Here is a 15,671-nt window from a genome sequence, read left to right on the forward strand (position 1 = left end):
TGAATTCTTGATGGAAAATCTGACGACATGAGCGATCTCAAACTCGACCCGCAAGACCTGCAACAGGAAGAAAACACCCTGATCGCCCTGCGCAAGGAAAAACTTGCTGCCGAGCGTGCCAAGGGCCAGGCCTTCCCCAACGACTTCCGCCGCGACAGCTACTGCAGCGACCTGCAGAAGCAGTATGTCGACAAGACCAAGGAAGAGCTGGAAGCTGCAGCGATCCCGGTCAAGGTTGCCGGTCGTATCATGCTCAACCGTGGCTCGTTCATGGTTATCCAGGACATGACCGGGCGCATCCAGGTCTACGTCAACCGCAAGACCCTGCCGGAAGAGACCCTGGCTGCGATCAAGACCTGGGACCTGGGCGACATCATTGCCGCCGAAGGCACCCTGGCGCGTTCCGGCAAGGGCGACCTGTACGTTGAAATGACCAGCGTGCGTCTGCTGACCAAATCGTTGCGTCCGCTGCCGGACAAGCACCACGGCCTGACCGACACCGAGCAGCGCTATCGCCAGCGCTACGTCGACCTGATGGTCAACGAAGAAACCCGCCACACTTTCCGCGTACGTTCGCAGGTGATCTCGCACATCCGTAGCTTCCTTGCCAAGCGCGACTTCCTCGAAGTGGAAACGCCGATGCTGCAGACCATCCCAGGCGGCGCGGCGGCCAAGCCCTTCGAAACTCACCACAACGCGCTGGACATGCAGATGTTCCTGCGGATCGCGCCTGAGCTGTACCTCAAGCGTCTGGTCGTGGGTGGCTTCGAGAAGGTCTTCGAGATCAACCGCAACTTCCGTAACGAAGGCGTTTCGACGCGGCACAACCCCGAGTTCACCATGCTCGAGTTCTACCAGGCCTACGCCGACTACGAAGACAACATGGACCTCACCGAGGAGCTGTTCCGTGAGCTGGCGCAGCTGGTGCTGGGCAGCACCGACGTGCCGTACGGCGACAAGGTGTTCCACTTCGGCGAGCCGTTCGTGCGCCTGTCGGTGTTCGACTCGATTCTCAAGTACAACCCGGAACTGACTGCTGCTGACCTGCAGGACGTCGACAAGGCCCGCGCCATTGCCAAGCAGGCCGGCGCCAAGGTGCTCGGCCATGAAGGCCTGGGCAAGCTGCAGGTGATGATTTTCGAAGAGCTGGTCGAGCACAAGCTGGAGCAGCCGCACTTCATTACCGAGTACCCGTTCGAAGTGTCGCCGCTGGCCCGCCGCAACGACGCCAACCCGAACGTCACCGACCGCTTCGAGCTGTTCATCGGTGGCCGCGAAATCGCCAACGCCTACTCCGAGCTCAATGATGCCGAAGACCAGGCCGAGCGCTTCCTGGCCCAGGTGGCCGAAAAGGATGCTGGTGATGACGAAGCCATGCACTACGACGCCGACTTCGTTCGTGCGTTGGAATACGGCATGCCGCCGACTGCTGGTGAAGGCATTGGTATCGACCGCCTGGTGATGTTGCTGACCAACTCGCCGTCGATCCGTGATGTGATCCTGTTCCCGCATATGCGCCCACAGGCCTGAGCGGGTTTACACTTCTGGATTGCAGGGGCTGCTTCGCAGCCATTCGCGACACAAGGCCGCTCCTACAGGGGTCGCGCATGGCTTCAAGGCCGGCGCGATCGGTGTAGGAGCGGCCTTGTGTCGCGAAAGGGCTGCAAAGCAGCCCCGTGCTGATCGCGCCCGGCTCACATGAGCCGCACACTTCCCTCATGAGGTATCCAGCGTGAACCCAGCAATCGCCGAACAAGGCGCAGCCGGCGTAGCCAGCGCCGTTGCTGAAAGCGTGCAGTACCAAGGGCGCAAGACCAGCCGCCAGGGCAGCGAGCAACGCCGCCAGCTGATTCTCGACGCAGCGATGCGCATCGTCGTCCGCGACGGCGTGCGCGGCGTGCGCCACCGCGCCGTGGCTGCCGAGGCCGGTGTGCCGCTGTCGGCCACCACCTACTATTTCAAGGACATCGAAGACCTGCTCACCGACACTTTCGCCCAGTACGTCGAGCGCAGCGCCGACTACATGGCCAAGCTGTGGGCGACCAGTGAAGGGGTGTTGCGCCAGTTGCTCGCGCAGGACGATGGCAGCGCCGCATCACGGACGCGGCTGGTCGATGAAATCGCGCGGATGACTGCCGACTACGTCAGCCGGCAACTGAGCAATCGGCGTGACTTTCTCATGGCCGAGCAGGCCTTCCGCCAGGAGGCATTGCTCTGCCCACGGCTGGCCGAGCTGGTGCGCGCGCACGAACGGATCCTCGCGCAAGGCGCGCGGCAGATGCTTCAGGTAATCGGCTCGCATCATCCCGAGCAGGACGCACAGATGTTGACGGCGATTATCGAGCAGATGGAATATCAGGGCCTGCTTGAACAAACGAACGGGCAGGCCGATGGGCAGATGCTCGCTATTCTTACCCGCTACCTGCACCTGGTGCTGGCGTCGGTCTGAGCTGCGAGTGCTGTCACCGATCTATCTAGGAGAGCCTGATGAAAGCCTGGCGTATGGTGTTGTTGACGTTGTCATTCCTGATGCTGGGCGGTTGTCTGGTGACCTTCGGCGACCCGCTGCCGGCCAACCAGACCGCACCCAAGGCGTTGCTGGGCAAGTGGAGCAGCAAGGATGCCTGGGGCGAGCCGCTCAAGCTGAGCATCAGCCGCGCGGCTGGCAACAGCTACAAGGCGCTGGCCACAGCTAAAGGCAAGCCGGCTGAAGACTACGTGTTTACCGTGGCCCGGCATGGCAGCCGCTGGTACCTGTCGGCCGGGGTGCCCAAGCGCCTGGGCGGCAACTTCCTGATTGGCGGCTTCGAGGTCAGCGCCGACGGCAAGGAGCTGGTGGTGTACAACCTGGACGTCGATCAGGTGCACGAGGCGCTCACGCGCAAGGAACTCAGCGGGCGCAGTATCGAGGTGCCGGAAGACAACGGCCCGGGCGTGTTGATCGACAGCCCGACCGAGCGTGTGCTGGCCTACCTGGATGATCCGGCCAACTCTGACCTGTTCGTCGAAGTGGCGCGCTTCCAGCGCGTCGGCAAGTAATAGCCGCTACAAGGAATTAGCCGTGGACGAGTATCAGCAGACCATTCGCGCGTTGTCCGACCGCATTGTCGTGGCGCAGACGCCGATCCGCGTGCTCGATGCGGTGAAGTGGGACGACAACATCCGCCAGGCCTTCCTCAACGGCAAAGGCAAAGAGCCGCCTGCAGTGGACCGCGCCTATTACCAGTCGCGCCCGCTGGGCTTCGATTCCAGTGCGCTGAAGGCCGAGTTCCAGAGCATCGAGCGCGACATCACTCGCCAGCTGGGCCAGTTCAACCCGGTCGGGCAGATCATGCGGCGCATGTGCCGCGAGTACCGCATGGTGGTGCGCATGCTGGAAGCGCGCGGCACCGAGGATTTCGGCCTGATTTCCCAGGAGCTGTATGGTGCAGCTTCCGATGCGTTTCATGCCGGCGACCCGACCCTGGCCGACCTTGGCCTGATGCTTTCTGATTACCTGAACAATATCGATGGCCGCGGCGACCTCAAGGACGAGCCAAAGAACCTCACGGCCAAGCAAGCGGTGGATATCCTCCAGCGCCGGCTGAACACGGTATTCGGTGAGGCAGAGGGCACCATCCGCGTGTTCGAGTCCGACGGTATCGTCGCCGATGCAGCGGCGGGCGCCGACTACATCAAGGTGCGCGCCGATGCCATGTTCAACAGCCGTGATGTGCGTGCGCTGGAGGTGCATGAAGGGCTGGTGCATGTCGGCACCACGCTCAACGGGCTCAATCAGCCCATCTGCACCTTCCTCGCCAAGGGCCCACCGTCGTCGACGGTGACTCAGGAAGGCCTGGCCATCCTGATGGAAGTGATCGCCTTTGCCTCGTACCCGAGCCGCCTGCGCAAGCTGACCAACCGCACTCGGGCCATTCACATGGTCGAGCAGGGCGCCGACTTCATGCAGGTGTATGAGTTCTTCCGTGGCCAGGGTTTCGAGATCGGCCAGAGCTACAGCAACGCCAGCCGAGTGTTCCGCGGCTCGGTGCCGAATGGCCTGCCATTCACCAAGGACTTGTCCTACCTCAAGGGCTTCATCATGGTTTACAACTACATTCAGTTGGCCGTGAAGAAGGGCAAGCTTGAGCAGATCCCGTTGTTGTTCTGCGGCAAGACCACTCTGGAGGACATGCGCACCCTGCGTCAGCTGGTCGAAGAAGGCCTGGTCGAACCGCCCAAATACCTGCCCGAGCAGTTCCGCGACCTGAATGCGTTGTCTGCCTGGATGTGCTTCTCCAACTTCCTCAACCACCTGAGCCTCGATCGCATTGAAGCCGACTACGCGAACATTCTGTAAAGGCCTGGCGCTGGCCCTGGCCTTGACCCTCGGCGGCTGCAGCAGCCTGCTGTTCTATCCCGAACCGGGCCAGGCATTCACCCCCGAGCGGGCCAAGCTGGCCTACCGTGATGTGACCCTGACCACCCGCGATGGCGTGCGCCTGCACGGCTGGTGGCTGCCGGCCAAGGATGGCGTCGAGGTCAAGGGTACGGTGCTGCACCTGCACGGCAACGGCGGCAACCTGCCCGGGCATCTGGGCGGCAGCTATTGGCTCCCGGAGCAGGGCTATCAGGTGTTGATGATCGACTACCGCGGTTATGGCCTGTCCGAAGGCAAGCCAAGCCTGCCTGAGGTGTACGAAGATATCGCCGCGGCCATGAGCTGGCTTGAGCGGGCGCCTGAGGTGCAGGGCAAACCACTGGTGCTGCTGGGGCAGAGCCTGGGCGGGGCGATGGCGATTCATTACCTGGCGGGCCACCCTGAGCAGCGTCAGCGCTTCAGTGCGCTGGTGTTCGATGGCGTGCCGGCCAGTTATCGCTCGGTCGGGCGATACGCGCTGGGTACCGGCTGGCTGACCTGGCCGCTGCAGGTGCCGCTGTCATGGCTGGTGCCGGACGGCGACAGCGCGATCCGCTCGATCGAGCGCCTGGACAGCCCGCCCAAATTGTTTTTCCACAGCATCGACGATGCGCTGGTGCCGCTTGAAAACGGCCTGGACCTGTACCGCCATGCGCCACCACCACGGGTGTTGCAGCTGACCCGCGGCGGCCACGTGCAGACCTTTGCCGACCCGACCTGGCGCCAGGTGATGATCCGCTTCCTGGATGATCCGAGCCATTTCAATGGCCTGCGGCGCTTGGCCGAAGTGCCTAATTTCCCTGATGAGAAGAACAAGCAATGAGTGAAGAACGCAACGCCATCCCACTGATTCTGACCGGCGTCGGTAGCATCATCGTGACGGTAGGGGCCCTCTGGTACTACGGCTACCTGCATTTTGCCAAGCCTGAGGATGCGCTGTTGCTGCAGGACTTCACCATGCTCAAGACGGTGCCGGGCGAGGATTACAAGGTCTCGCTGGAGCCTGCGGCGCAGGTAGCGCAGTGCATGGATGGGGTGTTGGTATTGATCGATATGCAGCAGAAGGGTTTGACCGGGGTACTGGTGGACAACCGCAAGCGTGCGGTGCGCTGTGTTGGCCAGGATACGCCGCAACAAATGCAGTGAATCAGATTGGGGCTGCTTCGCAGCCCTATCGCGACACAAGGCCGCTCCTACAGGTACCGCGTTGTAATGCGGTCGCGCTTTTTGTAGGAGCGGCCTTGTGTCGCGATAGGGCCGCAAAGCGGCCCCAGCAATTCTGAATCCAGCAAAAAAACCGCGTGAGCCCAAAGGCTTCACGCGGTTTTTGTTCATTGTGACGGGGCTGCCAGGCAACCCCGCTCACAACCCTTACTGGTTACCAGCAGTACGCGGCGCAACTGGCTGGTTGTCGTTGGAAATGGTCACTTCCACACGACGGTTCTGAGCACGGCCGGAGTTGCTGGTGTTGTCAGCAACCGGGTATTCCTTGCCGTAACCCTGCGAGACGATACGCGCTGGATCTACACCGGCACGTACCAGTGCCATGCGCACAGCGCCAGCACGACGCTCGGACAGGCTCTGGTTGTAGCTGGCCGAACCGACGCTGTCGGTGTAGCCCTCGACAATCACTTTACGCTCTGGGTTTTCAGCCAGGAACTGTGCCAGCTTGGTCACGTTCGGCAGGGCGCTGCTCTTCAGTTCAGCCTTGTTGAAGTCAAACAGCACGTCGCCGAAGGTCACCAGAGTGCCACGGTCGGTCTGCTTGGCGTTGAGGCTGTCCTGCAGTTTCTTGATCTGGGCGTCACGGGCATCCAGGCGAGCCTGGGCACGTTGTGCCGAAGCGTTTTTCAGCTCGCCTTCAGCCGCGCGCAGGGCGATGGTCTGTTTGGCGACTTCAACGCGCTGGCTGGTCAGGTAGGCCAGTTGGTCGACTTTCTTGGTGTCTTCGCGATCCATGTAGGCCTTGTCAGCCTTGTTCAGCCAATCCTGCGCGTCCTTGGTCTCAAGGGCGGCCAGTTTGGTCGACTGCGGGTCGCTCTGCAGCGCCGAGAAGCTGGTGCGAGCAGACTCGAGGTTGGCGTTTGGATCATGCGAGCAAGCAGCAAGGCCAACACTCAGGGCCAGCAGAGCGGGGATCATGACGTAGTTACGCATAGTGTTCTTCCTTTAATCAGTAACGAAGGCTGGGGGAGGCGGGCAGGCTTATTCAGCGCTGCGCAGGCCTTCCTCACGCAGTTCCTGGACGCCTTGGCGGGAGTCCTGCACGGCTTTTTGCGCTTTGGCAGCCTGTGCCTTGCGCTCTGCTACGCGGGCGTCCCACTCAGCCTGCTCGGCGAGCACCTTGGCTTCTTCGTACTTTTTGTCGTGCATGGCAATTTCAGCTTTCTTGAACTTGTCCTGCGCCGCTTTCATTTCCACTGCAGCGAACTCGGTACCGCCAGAGCTCACCGCGGCGTTGACCGCCGATTGGGTCACGGCGTACTGCTCGGTTGGCGGCTTGCCGGCGCAACCAGCCAGGACAAACGTGCTGCCCAGGGCCAGCGCGGCCAGTTTCAGGCCATGCATGCGGGTGGAGGATGTTGGCATAGTGCGGCTCTTCATGTTGGTCAGCTCCATTGGATCACTCCTGATGACAATGTCCGTGGCAGTCCATCGCTTTGTCCCCTGCCAGTACGCGCTTCAGCTCAGCTGTGCACTACCACTGTGTGCAGGGTTTTAGCGTGATGGCTATTGGCTCGGACTGGAGCGTTTTTCGAATAGTTCCGCAAAAAATAGCAAGCCGTTACAAGTATTTTCTGACTGAACGGTCAGTGAAAAACTGCGGAACTTTCGGCTCGCGCAGGGGTAGGGCGGGGTAACTGCGGCGGGGCGCGAGAGGCCCCGCGCGGTCGTCAACGCCTTACTTGGATGGGTCTGGATCGGTACTTGCGAGCGTCTGCAGATGCTGTCGCGACAGAGCCAGAAAGCGCGGCGTGGAGCCTACGTCTTCATACATTGGGTCGCCTTGCTCATCGGTGGCGATGACCTGGCGGCCCTGCACATAGGGGAAGCTCGCTTCCAGTTCTTCAAGGGCCGAGGCGACCAGTTCGCCGAGCAGTTCTTCGGCAGTGCGCTTGGGGAACATATCGATAAGCGCGGCCAGGCGTGCCTCCGATTCCAGGTCCAGATGCAGGATGTGGCTGGTCGGGCTCAGGCTGCCTGCGGCGTTCTGTTCCCAATGTTGGGCGAGTTCGCGGATTTTCATGATGACCTCTGCGCAGCTTGGATAGGGCGTGATGCCATGCACTGATTGGGAGTGACACTGTTCAACTTTAGTTGCTTTGACTGTGCCAGGCTTGCCTTGAGCGCGCTGCTGTGGGCACTCTTGGGGCTGCTGGTTCCTGAATGGATGCGCGCACGAGCCGCGCTGGAGAAAGGCCTGATGACCGATATCGATGTACGCTTGCGTGAGGATGTCCATCTGTTGGGGGAACTGCTGGGTGAAACCATTCGCCAGCAGCATGGCGATGCGTTTTTGCAGAAGATCGAAGCCATCCGCCACAGCGCCAAGGCTGATCGCCGTGGCGCGGCCGAGCAGCTCAGTTCGACCCTGGACGACCTGGCCGATGACGAACTGTTGCCGGTGGCGCGGGCGTTCAACCAGTTTCTCAATCTGGCCAACATCGCCGAGCAGTATCAGCTCATCCACCGCCGCGCCGCCGACCAGCCCGAGCCGTTCGAGAGCCGGGTATTGCCCGAGCTGCTGGCCCGCCTGAAGCAGGAAGGGCACAGCGACGATAGCCTCGCCCGGCAGTTGGCCAAGCTCGATATCCAGCTGGTTTTGACCGCGCACCCGACCGAGGTCGCGCGGCGCACCCTGATCCAGAAATACGACGCCATCGCCGCGCAATTGGCCGTGCAGGATCACCGCGACCTGACCCCCGCCGAGCGCGAGCAGGTGCGCGACAAGCTGCGCCGATTGATCGCCGAGGCCTGGCATACCGAGGAAATCCGCCGCACCCGGCCGACCCCGGTGGACGAAGCCAAATGGGGCTTCGCGGTCATCGAGCATTCACTGTGGCAAGCCGTGCCCAGCCATCTGCGCAAAGTCGACAAGGCGCTGTTCGAGGCCACTGGCCTGCGCCTGCCGCTGGAGTCGGCGCCGGTTCGTTTCGCGTCGTGGATGGGCGGTGATCGTGATGGCAACCCCAACGTCACTGCCGCCGTGACCCGCGAGGTGCTGCTGCTGGCGCGCTGGATGGCCGCGGACCTGTTCCTGCGTGATATCGACAGCCTGGCTGCCGAACTGTCGATGCAGCAGGCCAGTGCTGAACTGCTCGAACAGGCAGGCGAGGGCGCCGAACCCTATCGCAGTGTGCTCAAGCAGCTGCGCGAGCGCCTGCGTGCTACCCGCAGCTGGGCCCAGGCCGCACTGACCAGCAACCAGCCGCCTGGTGCCCAGGTGCTCAGCGACAACCGCCAACTGCTCGACCCGCTGGAGTTGTGCTACCGCTCGCTGCACGAGTGCGGCATGGGTGTGATTGCCGATGGCCCGCTGCTCGACTGCCTGCGCCGCGCCGTCACCTTTGGTCTGTTCCTGGTACGCCTGGACGTGCGCCAGGACGCAGCCCGTCATCGCGATGCCATGAGCGAAATCACCGACTACCTAGGCCTTGGCCGGTATGCCGACTGGGATGAAGAGCAGCGCATAGAATTCCTCCAGGCCGAGCTGAAAAATCGCCGGCCGTTGCTCCCGGCCCACTTCAAGCCCCAGGCCGAGACCGCCGAGGTGCTCGATACCTGCCGCGAGGTGGCCGCAGCGCCGGCTGCGTCACTTGGCTCATACGTCATCTCCATGGCCGGCGCGGCGTCGGATGTGCTGGCCGTGCAACTGCTGCTCAAGGAAGCCGGCCTGACCCGGCCAATGCGCGTGGTGCCGTTGTTCGAGACCCTGGCCGACCTGGACAACGCCGGCCCGGTCATGCAACGCCTGCTCGGCCTGCCGGGTTACCGCAGCAGTCTGCGCGGCCCACAGGAAGTGATGATCGGTTACTCAGACTCGGCCAAGGACGCCGGCACCACGGCGGCGGCCTGGGCGCAGTATCGCGCCCAGGAAACCCTGGTGCAGATCTGCCGCGAGCATCAGGTCGAGCTGCTGCTATTCCACGGCCGTGGCGGCACCGTCGGCCGCGGCGGTGGCCCGGCCCATGCGGCGATCCTGTCGCAGCCACCCGGCTCGGTCGCCGGGCGCTTCCGCACCACCGAGCAGGGCGAGATGATCCGCTTCAAGTTCGGCCTGCCTGGCATCGCCGAGCAGAACCTGAACCTTTACCTTGCCGCCGTGCTCGAAGCGACCCTGCTGCCGCCCCCGCCGCCTGAGCCGGCCTGGCGCAGGGTGATGGACCAACTCGCCGCCGATGGCGTCAATGCCTACCGCGGGGTGGTGCGCGAGAACCCTGACTTCGTCGAATATTTCCGCCAGTCGACCCCGGAACAGGAACTGGGCCGCCTGCCGCTGGGCAGTCGCCCGGCCAAGCGCCGCGCCGGCGGTATCGAAAGCCTGCGCGCAATCCCGTGGATCTTCGGCTGGACGCAGACGCGGTTGATGCTGCCGGCCTGGCTCGGCTGGGAAAGCGCGCTGAACAATGCCCTGGCGCGCGGCCAGGGTGAGCTGTTGGCGCAAATGCGCGAGCAGTGGCCGTTCTTCCGCACCCGCATTGACATGCTCGAGATGGTCCTGGCCAAGGCTGACGCGCAAATCGCCGAGGCCTACGACCAACGTCTAGTGCAACCCGAGCTGCTGCCATTGGGTGCGCATCTGCGCGACCTATTGTCGCACTCATGCCAGGTGGTGCTGGGCCTGACTGGCCAGCCGGTGCTACTGGCACACAGCCCCGAGACCCTCGAATTCATTAGCCTGCGCAACACCTATCTGGACCCGCTGCACCGCCTTCAGGCCGAGCTGCTGGCGCGCTCGCGCAGCCGTGAAGCCGCTCTGGACAGCCCGCTGGAGCAGGCGCTGCTGGTCACTGTGGCAGGGATTGCCGCTGGCCTGCGCAACACCGGTTAGCGTGCCACCAAAGGAGGCTCAGGTGGGCCGGGACGGGCTACGATAGTGCACGGCAGAACAGGGTTGCACCGAGGGCAACCCTTGCTACGGCAGGTCGCAAGTGGCGGTTTATCGCAACTTTGGGACGCTTGTCTGGTCGCCGGGCGCTGTGTATCTTGATCAGCCTTTTGACCGATTTTCTGGTCGACACCTGATTTTCCGGACTTGGCCCTGACGCCGACTCCGTTGATTTGCATAAAAAAATATGAGGAGCACAAGATGCGCGTAATTCTGCTGGGAGCTCCCGGGGCCGGTAAAGGTACTCAGGCAAAATTCATCACCGAAAAGTTCTCGATCCCACAGATCTCCACCGGCGACATGTTGCGTGCCGCAGTGAAGGCTGGCACCCCCCTGGGCATCGAAGCCAAGGCGATCATGGACGCTGGCAAGCTGGTCTCCGACGAGCTGATCATCAACCTGGTCAAGGACCGTATCGCCCAGCCAGACTGCGCCAACGGTTTCCTCTTCGACGGCTTCCCGCGCACCATCCCGCAGGCTGAAGCGCTGGTCACTGCCGGCGTTGAGCTGGACGCTGTGGTCGAGATTGCCGTGGAAGACGAAGAGATCGTTCAGCGCATCGCTGGTCGTCGCGTTCACGAAGGCTCGGGTCGCGTCTACCACGTGGTCTACAACCCGCCGAAGGTTGCTGGTAAAGACGACGTGACTGGCGAAGATCTGGTCCAGCGTAAAGACGACACCGAAGAAACCGTGCGTCATCGCCTGTCGGTCTACCACGACCAGACCAAGCCATTGGTCAACTTCTACCAGAAGCTTGGCGCTGCCAACGGCAAGCCGAAGTACAGCCACATCGAAGGTGTCGGCTCGGTTGAAGCAATCACTGCCAAGGTCCTCGCAGCCCTGAGCTGATCGTTACCTTGCATACGACAACGGCCCGCTTGCGGGCCGTTGTCGTTTATACTGGCGCTCTTTTTCTTGCGTCTGGAAACCCGTTCGATGACCACCTTGCTGGCCCTGGATACCGCCACCGAAGCCTGTTCCGTTGCATTGCTGCATGACGGCAAGGTCACCAGCCACTATGAGGTCATTCCGCGCCTGCACGCGCAAAAGCTGCTGCCGATGATCAAGCAGTTGCTGGCCGAGGCGGGCGTGGCGCTGAGCGCTGTCGACGCCATCTCCTTTGGTCGCGGCCCTGGCGCTTTCACCGGCGTGCGCATTGCCATCGGCGTTGTTCAAGGCCTGGCCTTCGCCCTGGAGCGGCCGGTGCTGCCGGTTTCCAACCTCGCCGCGCTGGCCCAAGGCGTGTTGCGTGAGCGCGGCATCACTCAGGTTGCTGCAGCCATCGATGCACGCATGGATGAAGTCTACTGGGGCTGCTATCAGGCCACTGCTGGCGAGATGCGTCTGGTTGGCCGCGAAGCGGTGCTGCCGCCGGAGCGTGTAGCGCTGCCGGATGGCAGCAGCGGCGACTGGTTCGGCGCCGGCACTGGCTGGGCGTACCATGAGCGCCTGGCCGTGCCGGTCAGCGCCATGGATACCAGCCTGCTGCCGAGCGCAGTCGATGTGCTCAGCCTGGCCGGATTCGCGTTCAACCGAGGCGAAGCGGTCGCCGCCGATCAGGCGCAGCCGGTTTACCTGCGCGATAACGTGGCCACGCCCAAGGCAGTTTAAGCGGCTGTTCGTCGGCTGCTTACCTTTGCGCTAAACCTTTGATGGGAACTGTGGTCCAGTTATCACAATGGCATTAGCGATGGATCTCTGATGCTGCTAAATTGCCATCATTGATCCTGAGTGTTCATTCATGCGTATCGACGGCTTTTCACCGCAGTCCTATCCGATCAAGCGCGCACCGCGCAAGGCACCGGTGCGTGACGAAGCAGTCGAAGATGCCGAGCTGATCGAAGAATCCGAGGTCGCTCAGGAAACCCGCACTCGCCGCAGCGCGGGTGGCTTGCCCGCCCGCCAGCAGGACATGGTCTTCCCCCGCGCCCGCGACCGGCGCACTGCAACTGCTCTGGCCAGCTACATGGCGACTGCCGGCTTTACCGATTGGGATATGGAAGTGTTGGGGCTTGATCTGTACATTTGATGGATGAAGCCATCGCCACTGCCGTACTTTCTTGGTTGCCCGTCCTGGAGCGAAAGCGCCTGGCGCGACTACCTCTACCCCGCCGATGCCCGCGTCAATGATTACCTCGCGCTGTACAGCCAGGTCTTCAACGCCGTCGAAGGCAACACCACTTTTTATGCCAGCCCGGCACCGTCCACGGTAGAACGCTGGGCGCAGATCATGCCGCCCGGCTTTCGCTTCACCGCCAAATTCCCGCGTGAAGTCAGCCATGGCGGTGATCTGCGCGGTCAGCTCGAGGCGGCGTTGGCCTTTACCCGGCTGATGGCGCCGCTGGGTGAGCGGGTCGCGCCGTACTGGCTACAGTTGCCGGCCACGTTTGGCCCTTCGCGGTTGCCCGAGCTTGCGTACTTTTTGCAAGAGATCGGCGTGCCGGTTGCGGTCGAGGTGCGTAACGACGCCTTTTTCGCTCGCGGCGAAGAGGAGCGAGCGCTCAATCGTCTGCTGCATGGCATGGCTGTCGAGCGCATTTGCCTGGACTCGCGTGCGTTGTTCAGCTGTACCTCACGCGAGCCCGCCGTGCTACACGCGCAGAGCAAGAAGCCCCGTGTGCCAGCACGTCCGGCTGCTTTCAGCCAGCACCCACAGGTGCGCTTCATCGGCCAGCCTGAAGTGATTGGCAATGAGCCGTTCCTGACGCCATGGGTGAGCAAGGTCGCCGAGTGGATCGAAGCCGGCCTGAGCCCGTATGTGTTTCTGCATACTTCCGACAACCAGCAAGCCGCGGCCCTGGCCCAGCGCTTTCACCAGCGCTTGAGCGAGCGTCTGCCGGGGTTGCCAGCACTGGCGGAATTGCCACGAGCGCCTGAGGTCGAACAGCTGGGTCTACTCTGACCACTCGTCAATTTGCCGGAGCCTGTAATCATGGATGTACAAACCCTGCGAGCGGAGGCCTTCAAGGCGCTGCATGAACGTGACGGTGCCTTTGTTGTCGCCAACCCCTGGGATGCAGGCTCGGCCAAGCTGCTGGCCAGCATGGGCTTTGAAGCGCTGGCAACGACCAGTGCCGGCCTGGCCTTCAGCCTCGGTCGTGCCGATGCCGAAGGGGCGCTGAGCCTGGACGAGACCTTGGGCAACGCCCGCGCCATTGTTGATGCGACCGCATTGCCAGTCGCCGCCGACCTGGAAAACGGCTTTGGCGATTTGCCTGAAGAGTGCGCCCAGGCGATCCTGCGCGCGGCCGAAGCGGGCCTGGTGGGCGGCTCGATCGAAGACGCCAGCACCCGCAGCGATGCCCCCATCTATGACGCGGGCCTGGCCGTGGAGCGGATACGTGCCGCCGCTCAGGCCGCGCGTAGCCTGCCGTTTACCTTCACCCTGTGCGCCCGCGCAGAAAACCTGCTGCACGAGCGGCTGGACCTCGACGACACCATCCTGCGCTTGCAGGCATACGCCGAAGCGGGGGCCGATGTGCTCTACGCACCAGGCCTGCGCAGCGCCGATGAAGTGCGCGCGGTGGTGCAGGCGCTGGCACCCAAGCCGGTCAACGTGCTGATGGGGCTGGCGGGCGTGCCATTGAGCGTCAACCAGCTGCAGGACCTTGGCGTGCGCCGCATCAGCGTCGGCTCGTCGCTGGCCCGCGCGGCCTTTGGCGCGCTGCAGCGGGCAGCGCTGGAGATCCGCGAGCAGGGCACCTTCAGCTACGCCGAGCAGAGCATGCCTTTTGCTCAGCTCAATGACCTGTTCCGTCGCTAAGCCTTGATGCGCTGGCTCGGTTGGCTGCTGTTCATCCTCTCCCTGGCGGCGGCGCAAGCCTGGTACCTGGGCTGGCGCCCGCCCGCAGCCTGGAACCCATGGGCGGCGCTCGATGTGCGTCAGCCGCCGAACTGGTTGACCGCCTACAAGCTGTCGCGGCTACGCCAGGACCCAGCCCTGTGCGAGCAAGCCCTGCAAAGCTCCGGCCTGCGTTATCGTGCCCAGGCCGACAGCCCGGCCAGCGCGCGCTGCCCGTTGAGCAACGTATGGCGAGTCGAGGCAGGCCAGGCCAGCCTGAGTAGCAGTTTCATCGCCAGCTGCCCGCTGGCGGTGGCCTATGCCCTGTTCGAGACCCATGGCTTGCAGCCGGCCGCGCAGCGTGTGTTTGGTCAACCGGTGACGCGGGTCGAGCACCTGGGCAGCTTTGCCTGTCGCAATGTGTATAACCGCAAGGAAGGGCGCCTGAGCCAGCACGCGACGGCCAACGCTCTCGACCTCAGCGCCTTTCGCCTCAAGGATGGCCAGCGCATCGTGCTTGCGCAGGACTGGCAGGCTGGTGGGCAAAAGGCCGAGTTTCTGCGCGAGGTGCGCAAGGCCGCCTGTGCCAGCTTCAGCACGGTGCTAGGCCCGGACTACAACGCCGCTCATCACAATCACTTCCACTTGGACATGGGCGTCTGGCAGGTCTGCCGTTAGGCGTGCACGCGCACGTTGTTCAGCACCACCGGGCGTGCCCAGTGCATATCGAACTCAAGGTCGTGCTGCTGCAGTGCCAGGGTTGGCTGATCGAACGGCTCCGGCGCCGGGTCGAGCAGGTCCATGTCGAATTCGGCAATCGGCAGGTACAGCGGGCGCGGCGCAGGGGCAGCGCCAGGCGTTGGCAGCGGCTGGCCCTGGTGCATCACGACCGGGCGTAACCAGCTGTTGTTGAGGTCGAGATCGCGCTGCTGCTCGATCATCTCGGCGGCGCTGAACGGCTCGGGTGCAGGTTCGAGCAGCGCGGCTTCAAGCTCCGCCTTGGGCAGAAACAGCGGCTCGGGTGGCTTGACCTCGGTGTCGCTGACCTGACAGCTACGCTGGAGGTCGATCAATGCTAGGGCGCGGGCGCCGCCGGTGGGCTCGCCGCTGACCTGATCGTGTTGCGCCAGCGCCTGGCTGACCGGATCCACTTCGACAGCACTCTGGTCGGCCATCGCCCGGGCAAAGAAATCCTGCCACAGGTGGCTGACGCCACCGAGTGCCTGGGTATTCTGCCGACCGTAGTTGCCGACAGGCGACAGGTAGGTCAAGCCGATGGGAAGAGTGTCTGTCATGGCAGTCGCGGCGGTTCAGCTCTGGCACAATAGCGGATACTGCGTGTATCGGCCGTGGCCGGGGTTTCATTAATTTTTTCGGGTGCA

The 15,671-nt window shown here is 63.1% G+C and carries 17 protein-coding genes; 13 read left to right on the forward strand and 4 right to left on the reverse strand.

Annotation, left to right across the window (positions count from 1 at the left end):
* Window positions 1-27 precede the first annotated feature (27 nt).
* From lysS to ACQZ2L_RS04070, 6 genes are all read left to right on the forward strand, one after another.
* Entirely contained in the window at window positions 28-1,530 is a 1,503-nt protein-coding gene (gene lysS, locus ACQZ2L_RS04045) for a lysine--tRNA ligase (RefSeq protein WP_430324764.1), read from the forward strand.
* 214 nt (window positions 1,531-1,744) lie between these two features.
* On the forward strand, window positions 1,745-2,449 hold the full coding sequence (locus ACQZ2L_RS04050) for a TetR/AcrR family transcriptional regulator (RefSeq protein ID WP_101322957.1): 705 nt from the start codon (window positions 1,745-1,747) through the stop codon (window positions 2,447-2,449).
* 38 nt (window positions 2,450-2,487) lie between these two features.
* Window positions 2,488-3,039, forward strand: a complete 552-nt coding sequence (locus tag ACQZ2L_RS04055; protein ID WP_101317156.1) for a hypothetical protein — start codon at window positions 2,488-2,490, stop codon at window positions 3,037-3,039.
* Between the two features lie 22 nt (window positions 3,040-3,061).
* A complete protein-coding gene (locus ACQZ2L_RS04060; protein ID WP_430324765.1) occupies window positions 3,062-4,339 on the forward strand; it encodes a flavohemoglobin expression-modulating QEGLA motif protein in 1,278 nt (425 codons plus the stop codon).
* Entirely contained in the window at window positions 4,311-5,222 is a 912-nt protein-coding gene (locus ACQZ2L_RS04065; RefSeq protein WP_430324766.1) for an alpha/beta hydrolase, read from the forward strand. The genes ACQZ2L_RS04060 and ACQZ2L_RS04065 overlap by 29 nt, the downstream gene beginning before the upstream one ends.
* A complete protein-coding gene (locus ACQZ2L_RS04070; RefSeq protein ID WP_314877211.1) occupies window positions 5,219-5,545 on the forward strand; it encodes a hypothetical protein in 327 nt (108 codons plus the stop codon). Before ACQZ2L_RS04065 ends, ACQZ2L_RS04070 begins: the two co-directional genes overlap by 4 nt.
* Window positions 5,546-5,770: 225 nt before the next feature.
* Here ACQZ2L_RS04070 and ACQZ2L_RS04075 read toward each other — a convergent pair whose 3' ends face one another.
* From ACQZ2L_RS04075 to ACQZ2L_RS04085, 3 genes are all read right to left on the reverse strand, one after another.
* Window positions 5,771-6,556, reverse strand: a complete 786-nt coding sequence (locus tag ACQZ2L_RS04075; protein WP_430324767.1) for an OmpA family protein — start codon at window positions 6,554-6,556, stop codon at window positions 5,771-5,773.
* Between the two features lie 48 nt (window positions 6,557-6,604).
* The gene (locus ACQZ2L_RS04080) at window positions 6,605-7,018 is read right to left on the reverse strand and encodes a DUF4398 domain-containing protein (RefSeq protein WP_101317168.1); all 414 of its coding nucleotides are present in this window, start codon (window positions 7,016-7,018) and stop codon (window positions 6,605-6,607) included.
* Window positions 7,019-7,301: 283 nt separating this feature from the next.
* Window positions 7,302-7,646 carry a pilin assembly protein gene (locus tag ACQZ2L_RS04085; protein ID WP_430324768.1) on the reverse strand — a complete coding sequence of 115 codons (345 nt, stop codon included), beginning with the start codon at window positions 7,644-7,646 and terminating at the stop codon, window positions 7,302-7,304.
* 177 nt (window positions 7,647-7,823) lie between these two features.
* Here ACQZ2L_RS04085 and ppc point away from each other — a divergent pair, with 177 nt between their 5' ends.
* The 7 genes from ppc to ACQZ2L_RS04120 all read left to right on the forward strand — a co-directional run bounded on the left by ppc (window position 7,824) and on the right by ACQZ2L_RS04120 (window position 14,967).
* Window positions 7,824-10,451, forward strand: a complete 2,628-nt coding sequence (gene ppc, locus ACQZ2L_RS04090; protein ID WP_430325152.1) for a phosphoenolpyruvate carboxylase — start codon at window positions 7,824-7,826, stop codon at window positions 10,449-10,451.
* A gap of 258 nt (window positions 10,452-10,709) precedes the next feature.
* Entirely contained in the window at window positions 10,710-11,357 is a 648-nt protein-coding gene (adk, locus tag ACQZ2L_RS04095) for an adenylate kinase (RefSeq protein ID WP_101317175.1), read from the forward strand.
* 87 nt (window positions 11,358-11,444) lie between these two features.
* The gene (tsaB, locus tag ACQZ2L_RS04100; protein ID WP_430324769.1) at window positions 11,445-12,119 is read left to right on the forward strand and encodes a tRNA (adenosine(37)-N6)-threonylcarbamoyltransferase complex dimerization subunit type 1 TsaB; all 675 of its coding nucleotides are present in this window, start codon (window positions 11,445-11,447) and stop codon (window positions 12,117-12,119) included.
* A 130-nt stretch (window positions 12,120-12,249) separates the two neighbouring features.
* Window positions 12,250-12,537, forward strand: a complete 288-nt coding sequence (locus ACQZ2L_RS04105) for a hypothetical protein (RefSeq protein WP_101317179.1) — start codon at window positions 12,250-12,252, stop codon at window positions 12,535-12,537.
* Between the two features lie 3 nt (window positions 12,538-12,540).
* Entirely contained in the window at window positions 12,541-13,410 is an 870-nt protein-coding gene (locus ACQZ2L_RS04110; protein ID WP_430324770.1) for a DUF72 domain-containing protein, read from the forward strand.
* A 30-nt stretch (window positions 13,411-13,440) separates the two neighbouring features.
* Window positions 13,441-14,271 (forward strand): isocitrate lyase/PEP mutase family protein, encoded by an 831-nt coding sequence (locus tag ACQZ2L_RS04115; protein WP_430324772.1) that lies wholly within the window; start codon window positions 13,441-13,443, stop codon window positions 14,269-14,271.
* Between the two features lie 6 nt (window positions 14,272-14,277).
* The gene (locus ACQZ2L_RS04120) at window positions 14,278-14,967 is read left to right on the forward strand and encodes an extensin family protein (protein WP_430324773.1); all 690 of its coding nucleotides are present in this window, start codon (window positions 14,278-14,280) and stop codon (window positions 14,965-14,967) included.
* On the opposite strand, the gene ACQZ2L_RS04125 is transcribed toward ACQZ2L_RS04120, so the two are convergent.
* The gene (locus tag ACQZ2L_RS04125) at window positions 14,964-15,584 is read right to left on the reverse strand and encodes an energy transducer TonB (protein ID WP_430324774.1); all 621 of its coding nucleotides are present in this window, start codon (window positions 15,582-15,584) and stop codon (window positions 14,964-14,966) included. The two genes, ACQZ2L_RS04120 and ACQZ2L_RS04125, sit on opposite strands and share 4 nt — an antisense overlap.
* Window positions 15,585-15,671: the final 87 nt, after the last annotated feature.

It is taken from the genome of Pseudomonas shirazensis (assembly GCF_050496565.1).
In the GTDB taxonomy this organism is placed as follows: domain Bacteria; phylum Pseudomonadota; class Gammaproteobacteria; order Pseudomonadales; family Pseudomonadaceae; genus Aquipseudomonas; species Aquipseudomonas shirazensis_A.

Coding starts and splice junctions, on each gene's coding strand:
- ACQZ2L_RS04080 (WP_101317168.1), bottom strand. CDS start 7,018: ATGGAGCTGACCAACATGAAGAGCCGCACTATGCCAACATCCTCCACC.
- ppc (WP_430325152.1), top strand. CDS start 7,824: ATGACCGATATCGATGTACGCTTGCGTGAGGATGTCCATCTGTTGGGG.
- adk (WP_101317175.1), top strand. CDS start 10,710: ATGCGCGTAATTCTGCTGGGAGCTCCCGGGGCCGGTAAAGGTACTCAG.
- ACQZ2L_RS04125 (WP_430324774.1), bottom strand. CDS start 15,584: ATGACAGACACTCTTCCCATCGGCTTGACCTACCTGTCGCCTGTCGGC.
- ACQZ2L_RS04110 (WP_430324770.1), top strand. CDS start 12,541: ATGAAGCCATCGCCACTGCCGTACTTTCTTGGTTGCCCGTCCTGGAGC.
- ACQZ2L_RS04055 (WP_101317156.1), top strand. CDS start 2,488: ATGAAAGCCTGGCGTATGGTGTTGTTGACGTTGTCATTCCTGATGCTG.
- ACQZ2L_RS04105 (WP_101317179.1), top strand. CDS start 12,250: ATGCGTATCGACGGCTTTTCACCGCAGTCCTATCCGATCAAGCGCGCA.
- lysS (WP_430324764.1), top strand. CDS start 28: ATGAGCGATCTCAAACTCGACCCGCAAGACCTGCAACAGGAAGAAAAC.
- ACQZ2L_RS04115 (WP_430324772.1), top strand. CDS start 13,441: ATGGATGTACAAACCCTGCGAGCGGAGGCCTTCAAGGCGCTGCATGAA.
- tsaB (WP_430324769.1), top strand. CDS start 11,445: ATGACCACCTTGCTGGCCCTGGATACCGCCACCGAAGCCTGTTCCGTT.
- ACQZ2L_RS04070 (WP_314877211.1), top strand. CDS start 5,219: ATGAGTGAAGAACGCAACGCCATCCCACTGATTCTGACCGGCGTCGGT.
- ACQZ2L_RS04120 (WP_430324773.1), top strand. CDS start 14,278: ATGCGCTGGCTCGGTTGGCTGCTGTTCATCCTCTCCCTGGCGGCGGCG.
- ACQZ2L_RS04085 (WP_430324768.1), bottom strand. CDS start 7,646: ATGAAAATCCGCGAACTCGCCCAACATTGGGAACAGAACGCCGCAGGC.
- ACQZ2L_RS04075 (WP_430324767.1), bottom strand. CDS start 6,556: ATGCGTAACTACGTCATGATCCCCGCTCTGCTGGCCCTGAGTGTTGGC.